Annotated in this window: 19 protein-coding genes; 12 read left to right on the top strand and 7 right to left on the bottom strand. The window is 67.4% G+C overall.

The annotated features are described in order from the left end of the window. Nucleotides 1-446: 446 nt before the first annotated feature. Nucleotides 447-3,344 (top strand): TonB-dependent receptor domain-containing protein, encoded by a 2,898-nt coding sequence (locus tag RCO27_RS09895; RefSeq protein ID WP_309002511.1) that lies wholly within the window; start codon nt 447-449, stop codon nt 3,342-3,344. A gap of 375 nt (nt 3,345-3,719) precedes the next feature. Here the strand turns inward: RCO27_RS09895 and RCO27_RS09890 are convergent, their stop codons facing one another. The 3 genes from RCO27_RS09890 to RCO27_RS09880 are packed head-to-tail and all read right to left on the bottom strand — an operon-like array spanning nt 3,720 to nt 7,072. Beyond that, the gene (locus tag RCO27_RS09890; protein ID WP_309002510.1) at nt 3,720-4,037 is read right to left on the bottom strand and encodes a 2Fe-2S iron-sulfur cluster-binding protein; all 318 of its coding nucleotides are present in this window, start codon (nt 4,035-4,037) and stop codon (nt 3,720-3,722) included. A gap of 22 nt (nt 4,038-4,059) precedes the next feature. After that, nucleotides 4,060-5,316 carry an MFS transporter gene (locus RCO27_RS09885; RefSeq protein WP_309002509.1) on the bottom strand — a complete coding sequence of 419 codons (1,257 nt, stop codon included), beginning with the start codon at nt 5,314-5,316 and terminating at the stop codon, nt 4,060-4,062. A gap of 22 nt (nt 5,317-5,338) precedes the next feature. Then, the gene (locus RCO27_RS09880; RefSeq protein ID WP_309002508.1) at nt 5,339-7,072 is read right to left on the bottom strand and encodes a thiamine pyrophosphate-requiring protein; all 1,734 of its coding nucleotides are present in this window, start codon (nt 7,070-7,072) and stop codon (nt 5,339-5,341) included. Between the two features lie 171 nt (nt 7,073-7,243). On the opposite strand from RCO27_RS09880, the gene maiA reads away from it, so the two are divergent. Continuing rightward, nucleotides 7,244-7,888 (top strand): maleylacetoacetate isomerase, encoded by a 645-nt coding sequence (gene maiA / locus RCO27_RS09875; RefSeq protein ID WP_309002507.1) that lies wholly within the window; start codon nt 7,244-7,246, stop codon nt 7,886-7,888. Here maiA and RCO27_RS09870 read toward each other — a convergent pair. The 4 genes from RCO27_RS09870 to RCO27_RS09855 all read right to left on the bottom strand — a co-directional run bounded on the left by RCO27_RS09870 (nt 7,885) and on the right by RCO27_RS09855 (nt 11,344). Beyond that, the gene (locus RCO27_RS09870; RefSeq protein ID WP_309002506.1) at nt 7,885-8,313 is read right to left on the bottom strand and encodes a MarR family transcriptional regulator; all 429 of its coding nucleotides are present in this window, start codon (nt 8,311-8,313) and stop codon (nt 7,885-7,887) included. The two genes, maiA and RCO27_RS09870, sit on opposite strands and share 4 nt — an antisense overlap. Before the next feature lie 43 nt (nt 8,314-8,356). Beyond that, nucleotides 8,357-9,214 carry a hypothetical protein gene (locus RCO27_RS09865; protein WP_309002505.1) on the bottom strand — a complete coding sequence of 286 codons (858 nt, stop codon included), beginning with the start codon at nt 9,212-9,214 and terminating at the stop codon, nt 8,357-8,359. Between the two features lie 207 nt (nt 9,215-9,421). Continuing rightward, nucleotides 9,422-10,645, bottom strand: a complete 1,224-nt coding sequence (locus tag RCO27_RS09860) for a flavin-dependent oxidoreductase (protein WP_309002504.1) — start codon at nt 10,643-10,645, stop codon at nt 9,422-9,424. A 24-nt stretch (nt 10,646-10,669) separates the two neighbouring features. Then, nucleotides 10,670-11,344 (bottom strand): fumarylacetoacetate hydrolase family protein, encoded by a 675-nt coding sequence (locus tag RCO27_RS09855; protein ID WP_309003195.1) that lies wholly within the window; start codon nt 11,342-11,344, stop codon nt 10,670-10,672. Between the two features lie 303 nt (nt 11,345-11,647). Between RCO27_RS09855 and RCO27_RS09850 the strand changes: the two genes are divergently transcribed. The 10 genes from RCO27_RS09850 (at nt 11,648) to RCO27_RS09805 (ending at nt 21,094) form a co-directional block, all read left to right on the top strand. Then, nucleotides 11,648-12,655: an amidohydrolase family protein gene (locus RCO27_RS09850; protein WP_309002503.1), complete on the top strand. Its 1,008-nt coding sequence runs from the start codon at nt 11,648-11,650 to the stop codon at nt 12,653-12,655. Nucleotides 12,656-12,667: 12 nt separating this feature from the next. Continuing rightward, on the top strand, nt 12,668-13,696 hold the full coding sequence (locus tag RCO27_RS09845; protein ID WP_309002502.1) for a protocatechuate 3,4-dioxygenase: 1,029 nt from the start codon (nt 12,668-12,670) through the stop codon (nt 13,694-13,696). Then, complete coding sequence (locus tag RCO27_RS09840) at nt 13,693-14,364, top strand: RraA family protein (protein ID WP_309002501.1); 672 nt, start codon at nt 13,693-13,695, stop codon at nt 14,362-14,364. The genes RCO27_RS09845 and RCO27_RS09840 overlap by 4 nt, the downstream gene beginning before the upstream one ends. After that, nucleotides 14,361-15,017, top strand: a complete 657-nt coding sequence (locus RCO27_RS09835) for an RraA family protein (protein WP_309002500.1) — start codon at nt 14,361-14,363, stop codon at nt 15,015-15,017. Before RCO27_RS09840 ends, RCO27_RS09835 begins: the two co-directional genes overlap by 4 nt. Continuing rightward, on the top strand, nt 15,014-16,027 hold the full coding sequence (locus RCO27_RS09830) for an NAD(P)-dependent oxidoreductase (protein ID WP_309002499.1): 1,014 nt from the start codon (nt 15,014-15,016) through the stop codon (nt 16,025-16,027). The genes RCO27_RS09835 and RCO27_RS09830 overlap by 4 nt, the downstream gene beginning before the upstream one ends. A 14-nt stretch (nt 16,028-16,041) precedes the next feature. Next, on the top strand, nt 16,042-16,668 hold the full coding sequence (locus RCO27_RS09825) for a 4-hydroxy-4-methyl-2-oxoglutarate aldolase (protein WP_309002498.1): 627 nt from the start codon (nt 16,042-16,044) through the stop codon (nt 16,666-16,668). A 311-nt stretch (nt 16,669-16,979) separates the two neighbouring features. Then, nucleotides 16,980-18,422, top strand: a complete 1,443-nt coding sequence (locus RCO27_RS09820) for an NAD-dependent succinate-semialdehyde dehydrogenase (RefSeq protein ID WP_309002497.1) — start codon at nt 16,980-16,982, stop codon at nt 18,420-18,422. Nucleotides 18,423-18,427: 5 nt separating this feature from the next. Continuing rightward, a complete protein-coding gene (locus RCO27_RS09815; protein ID WP_309002496.1) occupies nt 18,428-19,816 on the top strand; it encodes an aromatic ring-hydroxylating dioxygenase subunit alpha in 1,389 nt (462 codons plus the stop codon). Then, nucleotides 19,813-20,313: an aromatic-ring-hydroxylating dioxygenase subunit beta gene (locus tag RCO27_RS09810; RefSeq protein ID WP_309002495.1), complete on the top strand. Its 501-nt coding sequence runs from the start codon at nt 19,813-19,815 to the stop codon at nt 20,311-20,313. Before RCO27_RS09815 ends, RCO27_RS09810 begins: the two co-directional genes overlap by 4 nt. Nucleotides 20,314-20,329: 16 nt before the next feature. Continuing rightward, nucleotides 20,330-21,094: a hypothetical protein gene (locus tag RCO27_RS09805; RefSeq protein ID WP_309002494.1), complete on the top strand. Its 765-nt coding sequence runs from the start codon at nt 20,330-20,332 to the stop codon at nt 21,092-21,094. The last annotated feature ends 9 nt before the right edge of the window (nt 21,095-21,103 follow it).

Raw genomic sequence — 21,103 nt, 5'->3', positions numbered from 1 at the left:
AAGGACGCGCGCGAACCGCGATTATCGTCCCGGTTGCGACCCTGCCAATGGCCGGGGCGCCCTCGCTCGCGCGGCCGTCATGCTGATGACGATATGCATGTGGAGACGTCTGCTTATATTCCACCCGGAACGCTGTTCGTCGCGCCAGACACGCCGGTTCCATGGCCGCGGTCATCCTGCTGGGTGTGCACGCCGACAAGCCGATCGACTGTTTTCACAGAGGAAAGCGCGTCCGAATCTCGCTTTTTTCGCAAAGGCTTCAACACGGCTTCCTGCCTCCAGATGACAGGGGTGTCATATGAGGCAAAAACAGCAGACGTCTGATTGTTGTTGACAGGCGACATGTTTTCCGGTGTGTTGGAGCCATAGGCGGAATGGCCGCCAGTCGCGCCGATTGCGGCTGGGCCGATCAACGAGACGCCATCCGCGGCCGGAGGGGAGAAACTATGTCGAGCCGTCGCAGCCTCTGTCAGGGCGTTGCCACCTGGATCCTTTTGTCGGCGGTTGCTGCGCCGGCCCTCGCGCAATCGCAGGATGCTGCCTCGGCGCCGGCCGACGATTCGGCAGGTGCGACAAGCCAGGCTGCGGACGACAGCGACTCGGGCGCAATCGTCATCACCGGCAGCCGTGTCGTGCGCGACGGCTTCGATGCGCCGACCCCGACCACGGTGCTGTCGTCCGACGAGCTGCAGCTGCGCGGCACCACCCAGATCGGCGCCTTCCTGACCGAAGTCCCCGCCTTCCGGGCCAGCACTTCGCCGCAGTCCAATCCGCAATCCTCGCGCGGCGCCGGCCAGTACTTCGCGGACCTGCGCGGCCTCGGCAACGTGCGCACCCTCGTTCTGGTCGATGGGCGCCGCTTCACGCCGAGCTCGCCCGAGGGTCAGGTCGATCTCAACATGATCCCCACGGTTCTCGTTGACCGGATCGACGTCGTGACCGGCGGCGCATCGGCGCAATGGGGCTCGGACGCGGTCGCCGGCGTCGTGAACATCATCCTCAACACCCGGCTCGACGGCTTCCGCAGCGACTTCTCGTTCGGCATCACCACCTATGGCGACAATGAGGAGTATCGCGCCTCGCTCGCCTACGGATCCGATTTCGCCGACGGGCGCGGCCATTTCGTCGTCGGCGGCGAATATGTGAACAGCGCCGGCGTCGACAGCCATCTCGAGCGGCCGTTCGGGCGAGACCGGCAGGAGCAGGTGTCCTATTCCGGCGTCCGTCCGGCCGACGCGCCGTCACGCTTCTATGCAAGCGGCGTCGGACCAATCAACATGACGCGTGGCGGCCTCATCATCGGTCCGAACACCGGGCCGGGCCAGCCCCTGCGCGGCATCCAGTTCGGCCCCGGCGGCGCCACCCAGCCGTTCAACTACGGCACCGCGGTCGGCACGTCCGCGATCAACAATACCGGCGGCGAGCCGGGCTTCTCGATCCGCTCGGGCCACTATCTCATCCTGCCGGTCGAGCGCACCACCGGCCTGTTCCACGTCAATTACGAGATCAGCGACGCGCTCCGCCTGTTCGGCGAGGTCAATTACGGGCGCAGCGGCTCCGATTTCACCACCGCCTATCCGCGCGATCAGGCACCGGGCGCAATCGTGATCCAGCGCGACAATGCCTATCTGCCGACCAATGTCCGCGATATCATGCTGGCGAACAACATCACGTCCTTCTCGCTCGGCCGCGAGTATCGCGATTTCGGCCCGATCGAGACGCGCAATTTCAACACCACGGTGCGCGCGGTGCTCGGCGGGTCCGGCTCGCTCGGCGGCGGTTGGACATGGGATGCCTATTATGCCTATGGCCGCAACGAGTTCCGCTCGACCCAGGCGAACCTGAAGCTCATCCCGAACCTGCGCTTCGCGGCCGACGCGATCCGCGACGGCAGCGGCAATATCGTCTGCCGCGATGCCGCTGCGCGTGCCGCCGGTTGCGTGCCGATCAACCTGTTCGGCGAAGGTTCGCCCGGCGCGGCGGCGATCGACTATGTGACCGGGACGGCCATCTATACCGTCGATTCCACCCAGCAGGTCGCCGCGGCGAACATCCAGGGCGAGCCTTTCTCGACCTGGGCCGGGCCGGTCTCCATCGCGGCCGGCGTCGAGCATCGCAACGAGCGCTCCGAAGCGCTCTCCGACCCGCTGTCGCAGGCGGACACCTTCCAGTACGGCAACCCCAAGGCCTATGAAGGTTCCTACACCGTCAACGAAGGCTATTTCGAGGCGGTCGTGCCGCTTGCGCGCGATCTGCCGTTCGCCCGCCGCCTCGATCTCAACGGCGCGGTCCGCTACGCGGATTACAGCACCAGCGGCGGCGTCTGGACCTGGAAGCTCGGCGCGACCTGGGAGGTCAGCGATTTCCTGACGCTGCGCGCCACCCGCTCGCGCGACATCCGTGCGCCCAACAACAGCGATCTGTTCGCCGAGCTCAACCAGATCGCGACGCTGCGCAACCCGTTCACCGGCGCCAGCGGCCAGGTCCGGGTCCAGCTGGGCGGCAATCCCGACCTTCGACCCGAAGAGGCCGATACGCTGACGCTCGGCGTGGTGATCAGCCCGACCTTCATTCCGGGCCTGAGGCTCTCGGTCGACTATTGGGACATCAAGATCGACGGTGCGATCTCGTCCTACAATGCGCAGACGGTGCTCGACAATTGCGCCAATGAGGTGAACGCGGGCGCGCCCGGCTTCTTCTGCGGCTTCGTCGATCGGACCGGCACCAATGTCGACGAGGTGCGTGCGCCGCTGCTTAACATCGCCGGCTTCCGCGCCCGCGGCGTCGATTTCGAGGCCTCCTACCGCTTCAATCTCGGCGCCGGGACGATGAACGCCCGCCTGTTCGGCACCTATACCGACGACCTGATCTTCGACGACGGCCTCGGCGTCCCGCGGACCTACAACGCCGCGGGCGTGCTCCAGACCGTGGGCAGCGTGATCGACCGGGCCGGCCAGGTCGGCGGCGCGAACAGCGGCTTCAACACCGGCGCGACCAACGCGCCGCACTGGACCCTCAATGCCAGCCTCAGCTACCGGATCGCCAACTGGACCGCGACGATCCAGGGCCGCTACGTCGACGGCGGCCTGATCGATGCCGGCCTCGTCGGCCCCGACGATCCAGACTATAATCCGGCCTCGCCGATCTCGATCGGCGACAATACGGTATCCGGGCGCTTCTACACCAACGTCGCGCTCAACTATCGCGTCAACGACAATGTCGAGGTCTACGGCGTGGTCGACAATCTGTTCAACGAACAGCCGCCCTTCCCCTACACCGCCCTGGTCGGCCTCTACGACAAGGCGGGGCGCACCTTCCGCATGGGCGCGCGCTTCCAGTTCTGATCGTTCCCTGAGCCTGCCAACTCGGGCCGCCACGCCTTCCCGGCTTGGCGGCCCGCTTTGCGTGGGGCCACCGGCAGGAGCGGGGTCGGTCAGGGTACGGGCACGATCAGGAAGCGTGCGGCCATTTTCCTACAGCACTGGCGATATGTTATGCCAAGCCCTTGAAGGCAGAAGCCTTTTGGCTCTTTGCAAGGTGCATATGACCGTTCCGGTCGCGAGGTGGCGTCGAGGTTCCGCGCCACGGCGTCGACTGGACAAGCCCTGCTCTAGGCCCGAACCACCCCGAACCGGCCGAATCGGCGGAATTCCGGGATTTTCGGTCGGAAAGGGGCCGGGATTTTCCGGTTTTTTCGTGGAATCCCCGAACTTCGCGGCTCAGCTCTCCGGCGCAATCGTGACGGCGAGGCCGTCGAGCGCGTCGTCCATGTGGATCTGGCAGGCAAGACGGCTCGTCGCGGTCCGGTAATCCGACGTGTCGAGCAGGTCGTCCTCGTCGGCGCCCGGCGGGCCGACGCGGTCGATCCACTCGGCGCCGACATGGACATGACAGGTGGCGCAGGAGCAGCAGCCGCCGCACAAGGCGAGGATCTCGTCGACGCCGCCGTCGCGCAGCGTCTCCATCACTGAATGACCGGTCCTGGCCTCGACGGCGCGCTGCTCCCCTTCGCGGGTGGTCACGTGGATGGTGGGCATGAAATCGGTCCGTTCTGGCGGCTCATGAGGCGGTGGCCGGGCGGGCCGCGTCGGCGGCCTTCAGCGCGCGCCAGTAGGTCGGCTCGATCAGGCTCATCAGGAACGCCGCGACGATCGCCAGGCCGAAGAAGATGAGGAAGGCCGGCGTGTAGCTGCCGGACATGTCGAACAGGCGGCCCATCAGCCAGGGGCCAGTCGCGAAGCCCATCGTGACGAAGGCGGTGTAGATGCCGAGCAGGGTGCCGAGCCGCTCGGTGCCGAACACGTGCTTGGTGATGACCGTGGTCTCGAGCAGCATGCCGGAATGGGCGACGGCGCGCGCGACGATGAACAGCGCGAAGACGAGCGGGTGGCCGAGGATGATGGCGAGCAGGCTGCCGAAGCCGAGCAGCACGTACATCGCCGCCGCGCCCCTGGTCGAGGTGCGGTCGAACAGGGTGCCGACCAGCACGCGGGCGAAGAAGCCGATCACCCCCATCGCACTGATGCCGAGCGCGACCACCTCGCGCGACAGCGACAGATCGTTGAAGATCAGCACCTGATGCTGGATGAAGGCCTGATCGACCATCCCGCCGAGGAAGACGGCGAGCGCGAAGATCCAGAACACCGGCCGCTTCATCACCGCCTTCAGCGTTCCGGGCGGCAGATCGGCGACGGCGGGCGCGGCCGGCGCCGACGCGTTCGATTTCCTGAGGACGAAGGCGGCGAGGACCAGAGCGGGCAGCGCGATCAGCCAGACGCCGAGCGAGAGCAAAGCGAAGCCGCCGCGCCAGCCGAACCCGGCGATCAATGCGGCGATGATCACCGGCACCAGCATCGAGCCGACGCTGGCGCCGAGCAAGGCGACGCCCATGGCGGTGCCCTGCGTCCGGTGGAAGCGCTGCGAGACCAGCACCTTGACCGCGATGATCGTGCCCGGGCCGGCGACGCCGAGCATCATGCCGAGCACGTAATAGCCGGTCAGCGAGCTCACCCAGAGAAAGCCGACCATCGCGACGCCGCCCACCGCCGAGGCGATGGCGAGCGCGACCATCGGGCCGATGCTGTCGATGAACCGGCCGATGACGATCGCGGCGACCGCGCCGGTCGCGTACTTGGCGGAAGCGAGCAACGTCGCCTGCTCGCGGGTCCAGCCGAACTCCTTGATCACTTCCGGGAACAGGAAGGGCAGCGAGAAGGACGGCGCCGAGAAGGCGAAGATCATGCAGATCGTCGCGAGCGCGAGCGGCACCCGGTTGTCGCGGAATTCCGAGCGGAAGGCGGCGTCGAACTTCAGCATGAGCCGTCTCCCGCGGTCCCGGTCATTCGCAGATCACGTTGAGGAGCACCTGCCGGCGTTCGCGGCGGACGATGTCGAGGCCGCGCCGGATCGCGTCCGGCAATTCGACGGGGTTGGTGACCCGCTCGCCATGGCCGCCCGAGGCTTCGACATATTTCTCGAAGTCCGGGACCGGGCGCAGGTCGCTGAGCGGCGCCGGCTTCGGACCGTGGGCCGCATGGCCGTCCGGATAGACGCCGATCGTCGACTGCTGGACCGCGCCCCAGCGGGCGTTGTTGCAGATGATGGTGAGGATCGGCGCGTCGTGCATCGCCGAGGCCTGGTGGCAGGCGGCGGGATTGCAGAAGAGATAGGCGCCGTCGCCCATCGCCGCGACCACCGCCCGGTCGGGCGCCGCCAGCGCCGCGCCGACCGCGGCGGGGAGGCCCCAGCCGAGCCCGGCGGCGGGCGAGTGCATGAAGAAGCCGCCGGCACGGTGCGCGTCGTAGATCTCGCGGTCGACCCAATATTCGTTAATGAGGATCACCTGGTCGTCGAGTGCCTCGTTGAGGCAATGGTTGAGCCAGTCCTTGGTCATGCGCGGTGCTTCGAGCAGGGGCGCCAGGCGCTTCTCGCGCCGCGCCCGCCGCGCCGCGGCAAGGGCCGACACCGCCGCCTTGCGACGCGCTGCGCCATCTGTGGTGTCGACGCGGGTCACGGCTTCGGTGAGCGGAGGCAGCAGCCTGGCGGCGGAGGCAGTGATCGAAAGGTCGCTGCGGAAGCTGCGGACCGGATAATCCTGGAACAGGGGATCGACGCCGACATGGACGATCCGCGTGCCCGGCTCCGGCTCGCGCGTGCCCGGCAGCCAGGGCACTTCGCTTTCGAGGCAGATCAGGAGGTCCGCCTCGCCCAGCACCGGATGGACGTTCTGGCCGAGATGACAGGGATGGTCGGCGCGTGCGCAGACGTAGCGCGACTTCGCCTCGACGATGCCGATCCCGAAGCGCTCGCAGAAGGCTTCGAGCGGCGGCACGGTAGCGGGATCGCGGCCGCTGGCCGAAGTGACGAGGACCGGGCAGCGCGCGGCCGCGATCATCTCCGCCAGCGCGCCAACGCCGGCCGGATCGGGCGCGGGCGGCAGCGGCACGGTGACCGGGGCGGAGTCGACCGGCATCGGCAGGGTGCGCTCGGCCAGCACCTCGCGCGGCAGGGTGAGATAGACGGGGCCAGCCGGCGGCGCCTGGGTGATCGCCAGCGCGCGGTCGAGCACCTCGTCCGCATTGATGCCGCCGCGCAGCTCATAGTCCCACTTGACCAGCTCGCGCAGCATGCCGCCCTGATCATACATCTCCTGCGCCCAGTGGATCGCGCCGGAACGGGCGCCGAGCGGGCCCTTCTCGTAGAGCGGGGTGCGGCCGGCGATGAACAGCATCGGCACCTCGTCCCGCTTCGCGTTCATGACGCCGCACACCGCATTGGCCGCGCCGACGCTGACATGGACCATCACCGCCTGCGGCTTGCCGGTCACCATCGTATGGCCGTGCGCCATGCCGACGACGAGATTCTCGTGCGTGCCGATCACCGGCTGCGGGAAATCGAGGCCGGAGAGGTGCTGGCGGGCATAGGCCTCCGCCATCGGCGCCGAATCGGTGCCGCTGTTGATGAAGAGACAGTCGATGCCCTTCTGCTTCATCTGCACGAGGAAGGCCTCGGCGACGGATTCGGCGGTCGCCGGGGCGTTCCGGGAGGCGGCGGTCGCGGCAGTCTGGGCCATCGGAATCCTCATTCTGTCATTCGACGGGAATATAGACAGACGTCTGAATAATTGGCAATAGGAGAGTCATGTCCAATCAGCATCGTCCATCAAAACGTCGATCCGGGTCAAGCCGGTCGATAGAGCTCTCCGAGCGCGTGGCCAGATAGAAAGACGTCTGAGTAATTTCCTATGACCGAGCTTGTCCTCAACACCTTCTTCCGCAGCTCCGCCGCCTGGCGGGTGCGGATCGCGCTCCGGCTGAAAGGCCTGTCCTACAGCACGGTGTACCGGAATTTCCGTGAACAGGCACAGCGCACGCCGGACCATCTCGCGCTGAACCCGCAAGGGCTGGTGCCGACCCTCGTCGCCGACGGGGTACCATTTGGCCAGTCGCTCGCGATCATCGAATATCTGGACGAGATTCATGTCGATCCGCCGCTTCTGCCGGACGATCCGATCGGCCGGGCGCAGGTCCGCGCCATGGCGCAGATCGTCGCCTGCGACATCCACCCGATCGGCAATTTACGGGTGCTCCAGTATCTGCGCACCGAGTTCGGACAAGACAAGGACAGCGTGAACGCCTGGTATCGCCACTGGGTGAAGCAGGGCTTCGACGCGCTGGAGGCGTTGGCGCGGGCCCAGGGTAACGGTCGCCATTGCCACGGCGATCGCGTGTCGATCGCCGACATCTGCCTGGTGCCGCAAATGTACAATGCCCGCCGGTTCGGCGCCGATCTCAATCCCTATCCGACGCTGCGGGCGATCGACGCGCATCTTACCGCGCTCCCGGCCTTCGCCGAGACCGCGCCGGAGCGGCAGCCGGACGCGGTCTAGGACAGGAGCTTAGCGAGCAACCGGACGAGGGTTTCGCGCTCGTCTGCATCAAGACGCGCAAGGGCGGTGTCGGCCGATCGGCGGGCGCCCTCGCGCACCTTCTCTGCGATCCGGCAGCCGTCCGCGGTCAGGACCACGCGCGAGCGGCGGTTTCCGTCGGGCTCGATGCTCGCAAGGCCCGCCGCGGCGAGGCGGCGGACGAAGGAATGGACGTTGGCCGGTTCCATGTCGATCCAGCGGCCAAGCTCGGCCTGCGACATCGAATGGCGGGCGAGAGCGAGGAGGGCGCTCGCCTGCACCGGCGTCAGGTCGCCGATCCCGGCCAGTTCGGCACTGCTGTGCTTCTTGGCATGGGCATAGGCCCGCCGCAGCAGCTGCCCGATCTGGAGGCCGTGCTCGGCGGAACTGTCGGTCTGGTCTGTCACCGGGCTTCGTTAGCTCCGCCCACGAAGCCCGGCAACGTATGCATCAGGCGAGAACGGTCGCTTCCGCGTAGCCGAGCTGGTTGAGCTTGTCGGCAGTGAAGATGTCGCGCTCGGCGACCCAGTCCTGCGTCTTGTCGAAGATCTCGGGCGAATAGGGCTCGAACACCAGTCGCTCGCCCGGGCCGAAGGCGGCGGTGTCGACGCGGTCGCGATAAGCCTCCGGCACGTCGTTCAGGAAATAATGGGTGAAGCGCTGGTGATCGAGGTCGATCTCCATCTGCGCCTTGCGCAGCGCCTCGTAATATCTCGCGACGTCGGCCGGATCGGTGCCTTCGGGAACCATGCCGGCGATCATGAAGGTGGTGTCGGCGACGCGGCGGAAGCCCAGCTGCTCGGCGACATAGAGCTGGCAGCCGAACAGGGTCGCGGCTTGCGTCTCGCCATTCACCAGCCGTTCGAGGCGGGCATTGGGGCGGCCGGTGAAGTCGAGCTTGATCCGATCACGCTCGACCCGGGTCTCGAGCGCCTGGATGGTCGCATAGTGGCTGCCCGACTGGTAGCCGACGTCGACCGGCACGTCGGCCAGATCGGCAAGCTTGCGGACCGGCGACTCGTCGGCGACGAAGATGCCGGCGGGCGAGAGCGAATAGCAGCCGGCCCAGAGCTTCCCGTGCCCGTTGGCGGCGGCCATGTTCACCGTCCAGTGGCAGGCGCAGCTGACGCTCGCCTCGCGGCCTTCCTCGTAGCTCTGATAGGCACCGGCCGGCCTGTTCGGATCGGCAGGCGGAAGGGCGATGGTCCTCAGGTCGTAGTCGGTGAGGCCCGCTTCCGCGAAGAAGCCTTTTTCGTGCGCCACCCATTCCTGCAGGCGGCCGTGCGTCTGGATCACGAACTTCGACATATCCTCATCCTCGATCGTTCAGCCCGCCCCGCCGATTCGGGGTCGGTTGAATGAGTTATTATCATAGTTATGATCATAATCAATGACGACATGCGGCAATGATGTGCTCCCGCGAAAGCGGGAGCCCAGTCCCAGGCCCGGCGCGGCTGTGTTCCCGCTTTCGCGGGAACACAAGAATTGCTTTTGATTGGGCGAGGGCGTGGCGCCCTACTTGCTCATCTCGCTCTGCGAGAAGCCGGCGACGCTCTTGTAGCGGTCGGACAGGGCACGGAGCTCGTCCTGGCTGATATGGTCGTCGAGATTGGCGAAAGGGCGGTCGCCGACCAGCTCCTCGACCTTGAGGTTGATCACGTCGGGCGGGCTGGTGCGGTTGGTGCGCACGACCGCCGAGGTCGCGGGCAGCCGCTCCGCCTCGAACGCCGCGAGCGCCGCCTGCGGCTCATATGTGGCGAGGAGGTCGGCGAGCACGCGCGCGTCGATCAGCGCCTGGGCCGATCCATTCGATCCGCGCGGATACATGGGATGGGCGGCATCGCCCGCCAGCGTCACCCGGCCGAACGTCCAGCGCGCCACCGGATCCTTGTCGACCATCGGATATTCGAGCACCATCTCCGCGTCGCGGATGAGCTGGCCGACGTCGAGCCAGTCGAAGCGGAAGCTCTCGTAGATCGGCAGGAAATCCTCGGTCCGGCCCGGCTTGTTCCAGTCGTTCTTGGCCTCGCCCGGCCGCTCGATCTCGGCGATCCAGTTGATGAGCTGGGTGCCGTCGTCATGGTCGACGATCGGGTAGATGACGATCTTGCCGGTCTTGATCGAACCGACCCGGATATAGGTGCGTCCGCCCAGGATCGGCGCGCTGCGGGTGACGCCGCGCCAGGTGTTGATGCCGGTGAAGGCGACCTGCTCGTCCGGATAATAGGCCCGGCGCACGGTCGAGTTGACGCCGTCGCAGGCGATGACGACGGAGGCGCTGGCGTCGGGCAGCGCCTCGCCGGTCGACAGGCGACGGAACTGGAGCGTGACGCCGTCGTCCCCCTGTTCGTGTCCGACGAGCTGATGATCGGTGCGGACAAGATCCGGCCCCAGCCGCTCCAGCGCCGCGCGATAGAGGATGCCATGCAGCTTGCCGCGATGGATGCCGATTTCGGGATGGGGGTAGCCGGCATGCTTGCCGCGCGGCTCGGCGAAGATGCGCTGGCCGAAGCGGTTGAAGAAGGCGCTCGTCTCGTTCTCGATTCCCGCCGCCAGGATCGCGTCGTCGAGGCCGAGCCCGGCGATTTCGCGCATCGCATGGGGGAGGAGGGTGATGCCGACGCCGATCTCGCGCACGTCGGGCGCGGCTTCGTAGACGGTGCAGCCGATGCCGCGCCGGTGCAGGCCGAGCGCGAGCGCCAGGCCGGCGATTCCCCCGCCGACGATTCCGATGTTCATGGCCGCCCCGTCCACGCGCGCCGCTCAGCGAATGGTGACTTCGAGGTCGGCGAGGCCGTCGATCCTGCCGACCAGCCGGTCGCCGGGCTGGACCGGCCCGACGCCCTCGGGCGTGCCGGTGTAGATGAGGTCGCCCGGCGCGAGCTCGACATAGGTGGAGAGGTCCGCGATGACCTCGGCGACGTTCCAGATGAGAAGCGAGAGATCGCTCGACTGGCGGGTCTCGCCGTTGACGGTGACGCTGATCGCGCCGCCAGTCAGGGGGCCGGTCGTTGCGGCCGGGCTGATCTCGCCGCAGGGCGCGGACTCGTCGAATGCCTTGCCCATGTCCCACGGCCGGCCGGCCTTGCGCGCCTCGATCTGGAGGTCGCGGCGAGTCATGTCGAGGCCGACCGCATAGCCGAAGACGAATTCGTGCGCGCGCTCGACCGGGATATCGCGGCCGCGCCGGCCGATCGCCACCACCAGTTCGATCTCGTGCTGATAGTCGCCGGTGCGCGGCGGATAGGCGATCGTGGTGCCGCTCGGCACCACCGCGTCGGCCGGCTTGGTGAAAAAGAAGGGTGCCTCGCGGTCCGGATCGGCACCCATCTCGATCGCATGGGCGCGGTAGTTGCGCCCGACGCAGTAGACGCGGCGGACCGGGAAACTGTTGCCGCCCGTGACGGGCACGGTGGTCGGGGCCGGAATCGCGATCATGGTCACTCCACTCGTCCTTGCGTCGCGGCCCGATTCGCCTGCCGCTCGCGACACGCGCCGCGGGGGTCGGCGCTTGAGTCGTCAGGGCGGGACGTGGCAATCTGCATCGGGTTCGTACGCAGTTAATCAGATGTCTGTGCGTTTATGGCTTTCATTGAGAAGGATTGTCAATCATGTTCGATCCAGCCTGAATTTCTGAGGGTATGTTGCCGGACCGGGCCTCTTGCATTCCGGGTTCGGGCTAATATACAGACGTCTGTATATTAACGATCCGCGCGGATCGGATCAGCAAGGAGAGCCGGCTTGATCATCGACTGTCACGGGCATGTGAGCGCGCCGGCCGAGCTCTGGGCCTACAAGGCGTCGATCCTTTCGCACCGCGGCTCGCACGGGCGTGGCGGGGTGAAGGTCAGCGACGACGACATCCGCCGCGCCGCCAACAAGGTCGAGATGGCGCCATGCGGGCATCTCGACATGCTCCACCGCCACGGCACCGACTTGCAGCTGATCTCGCCGCGGCCGTTCCAGATGATGTCGAGCTTCGAACCCGGTCGCGTGGTCCACTGGTTCGTCGAGGAGACGAACACGATCATCCACCGCCAGATGCAGCTCTTCCCGGACACGTTCGTCGGCGTCTGCGGCCTGCCCCAGGTGGCGGGCGAGCCGATCGAGAACACCTTCGCGGAGCTGGACCGGTGCGTCGGCGGGCTCGGCTTCAAGGGCTGCCTGCTCAATCCCGATCCCTACGAGAACACCCGCACCGACCAGCCGGGCCTCGGCGACCGCTATTGGTACCCGCTCTACGAGAAGCTCTGCGAACTCGACGTGCCCGCGCATATCCACGCCACCGGATCGCGCACCGACCGCTCGCCTTATTCGCTCCACTTCATCAACGAGGAGACGATCGCGGTCTTCAATCTGGTCAATTCGTCGGTGTTCGACGACTTCCCGGACCTCAAGATCGTCGTCAGCCATGGCGGCGGCGCGATTCCCTATCAGCTCGGCCGGTTCGAGGCGGGCTCGATCCACCCGGGCGCGAAGCGGCGCTTCTCGGAAGGGCTGCGCAACCTCTATTTCGACACCGTCCTCTACACGGAAGGGGCGCTGCGTCTGCTCATTGAGACAGTGGGCGCGGATCGCTGCCTGTTCGGCTCGGAATGCCCGGGCGTCGGCTCCAAGGTCGCCGGCGACGACGGCAGGACGATGGACGACATCGCCCCGATCATCGCCGGCTTCGACTGGCTGAGCGATGCGGAGAAGAAGATGATCTTCGAGGACAATGCCCGCCGCCTGTTCCGGCTGGACCAGTAAGGAGGCACGCCGATGGCCGAGATCGTCCTGGGCATGTGGACCACCCACGGTCCCACGCTGTCGACCACGCCGGAGGAGTGGCTGTTGCGCCTCCCGGCCGATCACGCCCGCAAGGACCATCCGTTCCGCGGCGGCAAGTATGATTTCCCTACGCTCGTCGTGATGCGCAGGGACGAGCATCTCGCCGAGCAGGCGACGCTGGAAGAGCGCACCCGCCGCGCCGGCGCCTGCCGGGCCGCGATCGAGACGATGGCCGATGCGTTCGAGGCCGCGGCGCCCGACGTCGCGGTGATCTTCGGCAACGACCAGAACGAGCTGTTCCTCGATGACGTGATGCCGGCGCTCACCGTGTTCGACGGGCCCGTGATCTGGAACGAGCCGGCGTCGGAGGAGCAGGCGGCCAAGATGGCGCCCGGCATCCACGCCGCCGAATGGGGCCACAACCCGCCCGAGCGCACCGACTATCCCGGCCATCCCGAGCTCGGCCGGCGGATCATCGCGGCGGCGATCGCCAATGATTTCGATGTCGCCCGCTCGCACCGCCTGCCGGAAAATCCCGGCCACTGGTCGAGCGGCATCGGCCACGCCTTCGGCTTCATCTACCGCCAGATCATGCGCGACAGGGTGATCCCCAACGTGCCGGTGATCGCCAACACCTTCTTCCCGCCCAACCAGCCGACCGCGCGCCGCTGCTTCGCCTTCGGCCGGCTGGTCGGCCGGGTGATCCGCGAATGGGAGTCGGATGCGCGCGTCGCGATCTTCGGGTCGGGCGGGATGAGCCATTTCGTCATCGACGAGGCGTTCGACCGCAGGATCATCGAGGCGATCGCCAGCCGGGACGGCGCGGCGCTCTGCGCGATCGAGGAGCATCATTTCCAGTCCGGCACGTCCGAGCTCAAGAACTGGATCGCAGCGGCCGGTGCGCTGTTCGAGACCGACCTCGCCGGCGGCCTGGTCGACTATCAGCCCTGCTATCGCTCGGAAGCGGGAACCGGCACCGCCAACGGCTTCATCTACTGGAACCGGGAGCAGGCGGCGTGAGCGACGCGATTGCCGAGCGGCTGGCGAAGCTCGATGCCTGCGCGGTCTCTGACGCGCTCGACCAGCTCGGCCTGCCGGCGTCGATCACCGGCCTCGGCCCGCTGGCGGCACGCCGACGCATCGCCGGGCGGATCATCACCGTGAAGCTCGCCGCCGGCAAGCCGCCCGAAGGTGCGCCGGCCCGGCACCTGTGCACCACGGCGATCGACACGGCCGAGCCGGGCAATGTGATCGTCGTCGAGCAGCGCACCGGCGTCGAATGCGCCGGCTGGGGCGGCATCCTCTCCAACGCGGCGAAGGTGAAGGGCCTGAGCGGCGTGATCGTCGAGGGCCTGGCGCGCGACGTCGATGAAGCCGCCGACATCGGCTTTGCCGTTTATGCCCGCGGCGCGACGGCACGGACGGCGCGTGGGCGCATCCACGAAGCCTCTACGGGGGAGCCGGTCACGGTCGGCGACGTGACGGTTTCGACCGGCGACTATGTCGTCGCGGACGGCAGCGGCGCAGCCTTCATCCCCGCCGCGCGGATCGCGGACGTTCTCGCCGCGGCCGAGGCGATCGCCGCCAAGGAAGCGGGCATGACCCAAGCGGTGCTCGCCGGCCATGCGGTGAGCACGATCATGGGCGCCGGCTACGAACATCTTCTCGAAGGAAAGACCGAAGCATGACCGACACCAATGTCGAACGGGCATCGCGGATCGACACCGCGACGCTGAGCGACGCGCTCGACAAGCTCGGCATCGCCGGCCAGTGCCTCGGCATCAAGCCGCTCGACCATGCGTTCCGCATGACCGGTCGGGCCTTCACCTTGTCCTATGCTCCGGTCGGTCATCCGGTCGGTACCGTAGGCGACTTCATCGACGACGTGCCGGAAGGCGCAGTGGTCGCGATCGACAACGGCGGGCGACCGGACGCCACCGTCTGGGGCGACATCCTGACCTTCTGCGCGCACAAGAGGGGCCTTGCGGGCACCGTGATCGACGGCGCCTGCCGCGACACCCACCTCGCGCTCGACCTCCGCTATCCGATGTACAGCCGATCCTACTCGATGCGCACCGGCAAGGACCGGGTGCAGCTCGAGGCGGTCGGAACGATCGTCAATGTCGGCGACGCCCGGGTGGCGCCGGGCGACATATTGCGCGGCGATTCGGATGGCGTGGTCGTGATTCCCAAGGCGCGCGAGGAGGAGGTGCTCGCCGCCGCCGAGGCGATCGATGCCGCAGAGGCCCGCATCCGCGAGGCGATCGCCGGCGGCATGCGGCTGGACGAGGCGCGCAAGCAGCAAAGCTACCACCTGCTCCAGCGCAAAGAAGACGCATGAGCTTCACCATCGTCGCCTCGTTCGCGGCAGGTCCGCATGCGGCGGCGATCCCGCTGCTGGAGGGGGCCGGCTGCATGGTGCGGCAAATTCCGGCCGAGGCGCGGGCGTGGACCCCTGAGCTGATCGCGGACTATGCGCCGACCGCCGATGCCTGGCTCGGCACCTTCCCGGGGCTGAAGCTGCCGCGTCAGGTGCTCGAACGCTCGGAACGGGCGCGGCTCGTCGTCTCCAGCATCATCGGCACCGACTTCATCGACGTCGCGGCGGCGAGCAAGCTCGGCATCCTCGTCGCGCATGGTGCTATGGCGGAGAATTTCGACGGCATGGCGGAGGCCGGCGTGATGCTGATCGCGGCGCTGCGCAAGGCGCTCCCGGGCAAGATCGCCGCGCTCGCCGAGGGGCGCTGGAAGCCCGCCCCCGCCGGCCGGATGGTCAAGGGCGCGACGATCGGCATCATCGGCTTCGGCCGCATCGGTCAGGGCGTCGCGCGCCGGCTGCAGGGCTGGGATTGCGACATCATTGCGCACGACCCCTATCTCGGCGCGGAAAAGGCGGTCGCGGCCGGCGCCGAGCTGGTGTCGCTGGAGGCGCTGCTCGAGCGGTCCGATGTCGTGGTGATGCTGGTCACGCTGACCGAGGAAACACGCCACCTGATCGACGCGGCGGCGATCGCGCGGATGAAGCCCAATGCCCATCTCATCAACATCGGCCGGGGTGGCTGCGTCGACGAGGCGGCATTGCTGGCTGCGCTCGACGAGGGCCGGTTGGCCGGCGCCGCGATCGACACCTGGGAGACCGAACCGCTCCCCGCCGATCATCCGCTCCGCCGTCACCCGAAGGTTATCGCGACCGGCCATGTCGTCGGCCACTCGGAGGAGCTTTATGCCCGCATCCCCGAGGTCGCGGCGGAGAACATGCTGCGCGGCCTTCGCGGGCTGGATCCGCTCCACATTCGCAACCCGGACGCGCTGCCGGCGTGGCACGCGCGGATGGCGCGGCTGGCTGCTTGAGCAGGGAGACCCCGATGCCCGCTTTCTCAGACGATCTCCTCGCCGCCGCCCGCGCACAGGGCACCGCGACTTTGCACGAGGCCGCCGGACGGATCGGCGCGCTGCCGGGGGCGATCAAGCCGGTGGCGCCCGCGATGCGTCTCGCCGGACCGGCGTTCACGGTGGAGGTGCCCGCCGGCGACAATCTCGCCATTCACCGTGCGCTCTATGCCGCCGAGCCCGGCGACGTCCTTGTCGTCGCGACTCGCGGCGGGATCGAATGGGGCTATTGGGGCGAAATCCTGAACGAAGCGGCGATGGCGCTGGGGCTTGGCGGCCTCGTCATCGACGGCGGCGTGCGCGACACCCATGTGCTCGCCGAGCAGCTCTTCCCGGTCTTCTCCAACGGTGTCTGCATTCGCGGCACGCTGAAGGGCATCGCGCCCTATGCGCTCGGCCGTCCGATCGCGATCGGCGATGTGGTGATCCGCCCGGGCGACTTGATCGTCGGCGATCGGGACGGGGTTCTCGTGCTTCCGCCCGAGGCCGTCGAGGCGGCCGTCGAGAAGGGGCGGCAGCGTGAAGCCGATGAGGCCGACAAGATCGCCAAGCTCCGGGCCGGTGCGCGGACGCTGGATTTGTACGGGTTGGGGGAAAGGTAGGCGCTGCCCTCTTCGTCATACCGGCGAAGGCCGGTATCCAGTTCTCAGTCCAACTGGACCCCGGCCTTCGCCGGGGTGACGGTGTGGCTCGATTGATATTATATTTAACCGGTCTCCTGCTGCCGTTGTCTTAGGGGTCAGCAGCGCCACTCGATCCTTTTGCTCCTCCGTCGATAGTCGCGTAAAAACACAGACGTCTGATCTTTTTTGATTGACTCTGCTGTCCACCTGAGGCGAAAAGATAGCATCTTTGGACGGGTCGACAGGCGCCTCGAAGCGCGCGGCTCGCCATCGCCTGGGGAGAGCGTGTCTTGGGTTCCGAAAGCTATGAAGGCCGGCCGCAGCTGTTCATCGGCGGCAACTGGCGCGGGTCGAGCACCGGCGAGACGCTCGACCTGATCAACCCCGCCACGGGCGCAGCGATCGCCGGCGTGCCGATCGCGAGCCGCGACGATCTCGACGAGGCGCTGGCCGCCGTGGCCACGGCCAATGCCCCCTGGCGCGAAACCTCGGCCTATGACCGCGCGAAGATCCTGCACCGCGCCGCCACCCTGATGCGCGAGCGCGCCGCCCATATCGGCCGCGTCACCACCATGGAGCAGGGCAAGCCGCTCGCCGAATCCACCGCCGAAGCCTACGCCTGCGCCGACATTTTCGACTGGTTCGCGGAAGAAGCGCGCCGTGCCTATGGCCGGATCGTACCGTCCAAGCAGCCGGGCGTTCGCCACCTCGTCCTCAAGGAGCCGATCGGGCCGGTCGCGGCCTTCTCGCCCTGGAACTTCCCGACCACCATCCCCTCGCGCAAGATCGCCGCGGCGCTCGCCGCCGGCTGCCCGGTCATCATCAAGCCGGCCGAGGAGACGCCGGGGAGCTGTCTCGAGCTCGCCCGCGCGCTCGACGATGCCGGCCTGCCCAAGGGCGTGCTCAACGTCGTCTTCGGCGTGCCCGCCATCATCTCCGAATATCTGATCGCCTCGCCCGTGATCCGGAAGATCTCGTTCACCGGCTCCACAGTGGTGGGCAAGCATCTCGCCCGGCTCGCGGCCGCCGAGATGAAGCCGACGACGATGGAGCTGGGCGGCCACGCGCCCGTCATCGTCTTCGACGACGCCGATCTCGACAAGGCGGTGCAGCTCAGCGCCGCCTCCAAGTACCGCAATGCCGGTCAGATCTGCGTCGCGCCGACCCGTTTCTACCTGCACGACGCGATCCACGACGCGTTCGTCGAAAAATTCGCGGCCGCCGCGGGCGCGCTCAAGGTCGGCGACGGCCTCGCCGCCGACACGCGCATGGGCCCGCTCGCCAATCCCCGCCGCGTGACGGCGATGGCGGAGATGATCGGCGATGCCGAGGCGCACGGCGCGAGGGTCGCGAGCGGCGGCAGCGCTATCGCGGGCGAGGGCAATTTCTGGCAGCCGACCTTGCTCGCCGACGTGCCCAACAGCGCCCGGATCATGAACGAGGAGCCGTTCGGGCCGATCGCCGTCACCCAGCGTTTCCGGACCTTCGACGAAGTCGTCGCGGCGGCGAACCGGCTGCCTTACGGCCTCGCCGCCTACGCCTATACGCAGTCCGCAGAGCGGGCGACCCGGATCGGCGACGCGATCGAGGCCGGGATGATCGGCATCAACTTTTCGCAGCTCACCGGTCCCGAGACCCCGTTCGGCGGGGTCAAGGAGAGCGGGCACGGCTCCGAGGGCGGGATCGAGGGCCTCGAAGGCTATCTCGTCACCAAATATGTGGCGCAGGGGTGAGGGCGATGACGGAGATGCAGCACCTCACCCGCGATGAGCTTCTCGGCCTGATCGACGACCGGCCGGACGATCGCGTCTTCCGGGTCAACCGGCGGGTGTTCACCGATCCGGCGATCTTCGAGCTGGAGATGAAGCATATCTTCGAAGGCGGCTGGGTGTTCCTCGGCCTCGCCTCGCAGCTTCCCAGGCCGCACGATTATTTCACGACCAGCATCGGCCGCCAGCCGATCCTGGTGACCCGCGACGGCGCCGGCGAAATCCGCGCCTTCGTCAATTCCTGCCCGCACAAGGGCGCGCGCATTTGTCAGCTCGGACAGGGCAATGCGAAGATCCACGTCTGCCCCTATCATAGCTGGTCGTTCGACAGCGCCGGCAAGAACAAGGCGATCAAGGGCAAAGCGAGCGGCCACTACAGCGAGGCCTTCGACCGCGACAGCCACGACCTCTCCGCCCTGCCGCGGCTCGGCGACTATCGCGGCTTCCTGTTCGGCAGCCTCAGCGCCGACGTGCCCTCGCTCGACGACCATCTCGGCGAAGCGCGCACGCTCCTCGACCTCATCGTTGACCAGAGCGCCGAGGGGCTGGAGCTGGTGCCGGGCGCGGTCACCTTCACCTATGAGGCGAACTGGAAGCTGCAGCTCGAGAACTGCTCCGACCAGTATCATTTCTCGTCGGTCCACCCCTCGTACCTCAAGCTCCTCGATCACCGCGCCGAGACGCAGTGGATGGGCGCGACCCGCAACATGTGGGATCCAAACCGGCGCCGCGACGAGCATGGCGAGGCGACCGGCGGGAGCTTCAACTTCGCCAACGGCCACGTGCTGAATTGGCGGATGCCCGACGCGCCGGACGCGCTGCCCCTGTTCGAAAGCAAGGACGCGCTCACGACAAGGGTCGGCGAGGCGAAGCGCGACTGGATGTTCTATTCGCGCAACCTCACCATCTTCCCCAACGTCCAGTTCGCCGAGAATGCGTCGAGCCAGCTTCGCATCATCCGCCCGCTCTCGGTGAACCGCACCGAGATGCGCACCTTCTGCATGGCGCCGATCGGCGAAAGCGCCGAGGCGCGGCGCGTCCGCATCCGGCAATATGAGGATTTCTTCAATCCCAGCGGCCTCGCCACGCCCGACGACGCCGTGGTCTACGAGGCGTGCCAGGAGGGCTATACGTCCGAGGCGCAGCCCTGGCTGCAGGGCTATTCCCGCGGCATGTGCGGCGGCGCCAAAGGCGGCAACGCCTTCTCCGACGCGATCGACATGGCGCCCGAATGGTCGATCACCGGCGACCGGACGCTCGGCGACGAGAGCATCTTCCATTCCTACTACCGCGCCTGGCAGCAGCGGCTCGGCGACGCGCTTCCGGCCGAGGCGCGGGCGCTGGAGGTGGCGATATGAGCGCGCTCACCCAGGCCGAGGCGGAGCGGCTGATCTCGTCGGAGGCGCTCTATCTCGACCAGCGCCGCTGGGACGACTGGCTCGACCTCTATGCCGAGGACGCGGTCTACTGGGTGCCGGCGTGGAAGAACGAGAGTGAGACGACCTCGTCGCCGGACAGCGAGATTTCGCTGATCTATTATGAAGGGCGCTCCAGTCTCGCCGATCGCATCTGGCGGCTGAAGAGCGGTCTCTCGGTCGCCAGCACGCCGCTCCGGCGGACCGCCCATATGGTGACCAATGTCCTGGTCGAGCCGGGCGAGAGCGATGCCGCGGCATCCGCCACCGCTGCGTTCGCTGTCCACCATTTCGATCCGAAGCGGCGCAGCCAGCACGTCTTCTTCGGCCGCTACGAATATGGCTTCCGACGCGACGAGCGCGTCTGGCGGATCGCCCGCAAGACGACGGTGCTGGCCAACGACCAGATCCCCACCGTCGCCGATTTCTACCTGCTCTGAAGGATTGGAGAGACCCATGGCCCATCCCGATCTCGCCACCGCCTCGGCCCAGGCCGACGCGCTTGAGGAGAAGATGACCCGCGAGCTCGACGAGATGGTCGTGAAGTCGGTCCTCTACCAGTCGGGCGACATCGATCCGGCGGCACCGCGCGGACGGCCGACCGAGGCCGAGCGCAAGGGGCGCTACTTCCTGATGCGCGAGGACCCGCGGCTCCAGAAGATGCCGGAGAAGCCGACCCTGATCGATTTCTTCCGCTACCGCTTCGGCCCCTCCGCCCACCTGCTGCAGAGCGCCCGGCTCGCGGTGCGCGACGGCCTGCCCGAGAAGACGGTGCTCGCCTGCCTGCTGCACGACATCGCTGTGTTCGGCCTGATCCGGTCCGACCACGGCTATTGGGGCGCGCAGCTCATCGAGCCCTATGTCGACGAGGAGGTAAGCTGGGCGGTGCGCGCGCACCAGGCACTGCGCTTCTATCCGGACGAGGAAGTCGGCTACGAATATCCCGAGGCCTATATCCGCATGTTCGGCCCCGATTACCGGCCCGATCCCTATGTCGATCGCGACTATCAGGAAGCGCGCCAGCACCGCTGGTACATGACCGCGCGCAACGTCACGATGTACGATTTCTACGCCTTCGATCCGGACACCACGGTCGATATCGAGGAGTTCACCGACATCATCGGCCGCAACTTCCGCCAGCCGGAAGAGGGGCTGGGTTATGACAGCAGCCCCTCCAGCCACATGTGGCGGACGATCATCGCGCCGACCCGCTTCCTCTAGGACCGGGCG

This window comes from Sphingosinicella sp. LHD-64 (assembly GCF_031157375.1).
GTDB lineage: Bacteria > Pseudomonadota > Alphaproteobacteria > Sphingomonadales > Sphingomonadaceae > Allosphingosinicella.
The sequence above is the reverse complement of the archived record's forward strand: the minus strand, read 5'-3'. Positions and strand labels throughout refer to the sequence as shown.

Bases quoted from the DNA above. Each gene is read 5' to 3' on its own strand.
- RCO27_RS09810 (WP_309002495.1), top strand. From the start codon at position 19,813: ATGAGCGCGCTCACCCAGGCCGAGGCGGAGCGGCTGATCTCGTCGGAG.
- RCO27_RS09845 (WP_309002502.1), top strand. From the start codon at position 12,668: ATGGCCGAGATCGTCCTGGGCATGTGGACCACCCACGGTCCCACGCTG.
- RCO27_RS09885 (WP_309002509.1), bottom strand. From the start codon at position 5,316: ATGCTGAAGTTCGACGCCGCCTTCCGCTCGGAATTCCGCGACAACCGG.
- RCO27_RS09865 (WP_309002505.1), bottom strand. From the start codon at position 9,214: ATGTCGAAGTTCGTGATCCAGACGCACGGCCGCCTGCAGGAATGGGTG.
- RCO27_RS09895 (WP_309002511.1), top strand. From the start codon at position 447: ATGTCGAGCCGTCGCAGCCTCTGTCAGGGCGTTGCCACCTGGATCCTT.
- RCO27_RS09880 (WP_309002508.1), bottom strand. From the start codon at position 7,072: ATGGCCCAGACTGCCGCGACCGCCGCCTCCCGGAACGCCCCGGCGACC.
- RCO27_RS09830 (WP_309002499.1), top strand. From the start codon at position 15,014: ATGAGCTTCACCATCGTCGCCTCGTTCGCGGCAGGTCCGCATGCGGCG.
- RCO27_RS09815 (WP_309002496.1), top strand. From the start codon at position 18,428: ATGACGGAGATGCAGCACCTCACCCGCGATGAGCTTCTCGGCCTGATC.
- RCO27_RS09855 (WP_309003195.1), bottom strand. From the start codon at position 11,344: ATGATCGCGATTCCGGCCCCGACCACCGTGCCCGTCACGGGCGGCAAC.
- RCO27_RS09890 (WP_309002510.1), bottom strand. From the start codon at position 4,037: ATGCCCACCATCCACGTGACCACCCGCGAAGGGGAGCAGCGCGCCGTC.
- RCO27_RS09835 (WP_309002500.1), top strand. From the start codon at position 14,361: ATGACCGACACCAATGTCGAACGGGCATCGCGGATCGACACCGCGACG.
- RCO27_RS09825 (WP_309002498.1), top strand. From the start codon at position 16,042: ATGCCCGCTTTCTCAGACGATCTCCTCGCCGCCGCCCGCGCACAGGGC.
- RCO27_RS09805 (WP_309002494.1), top strand. From the start codon at position 20,330: ATGGCCCATCCCGATCTCGCCACCGCCTCGGCCCAGGCCGACGCGCTT.
- maiA (WP_309002507.1), top strand. From the start codon at position 7,244: ATGACCGAGCTTGTCCTCAACACCTTCTTCCGCAGCTCCGCCGCCTGG.
- RCO27_RS09860 (WP_309002504.1), bottom strand. From the start codon at position 10,645: ATGAACATCGGAATCGTCGGCGGGGGAATCGCCGGCCTGGCGCTCGCG.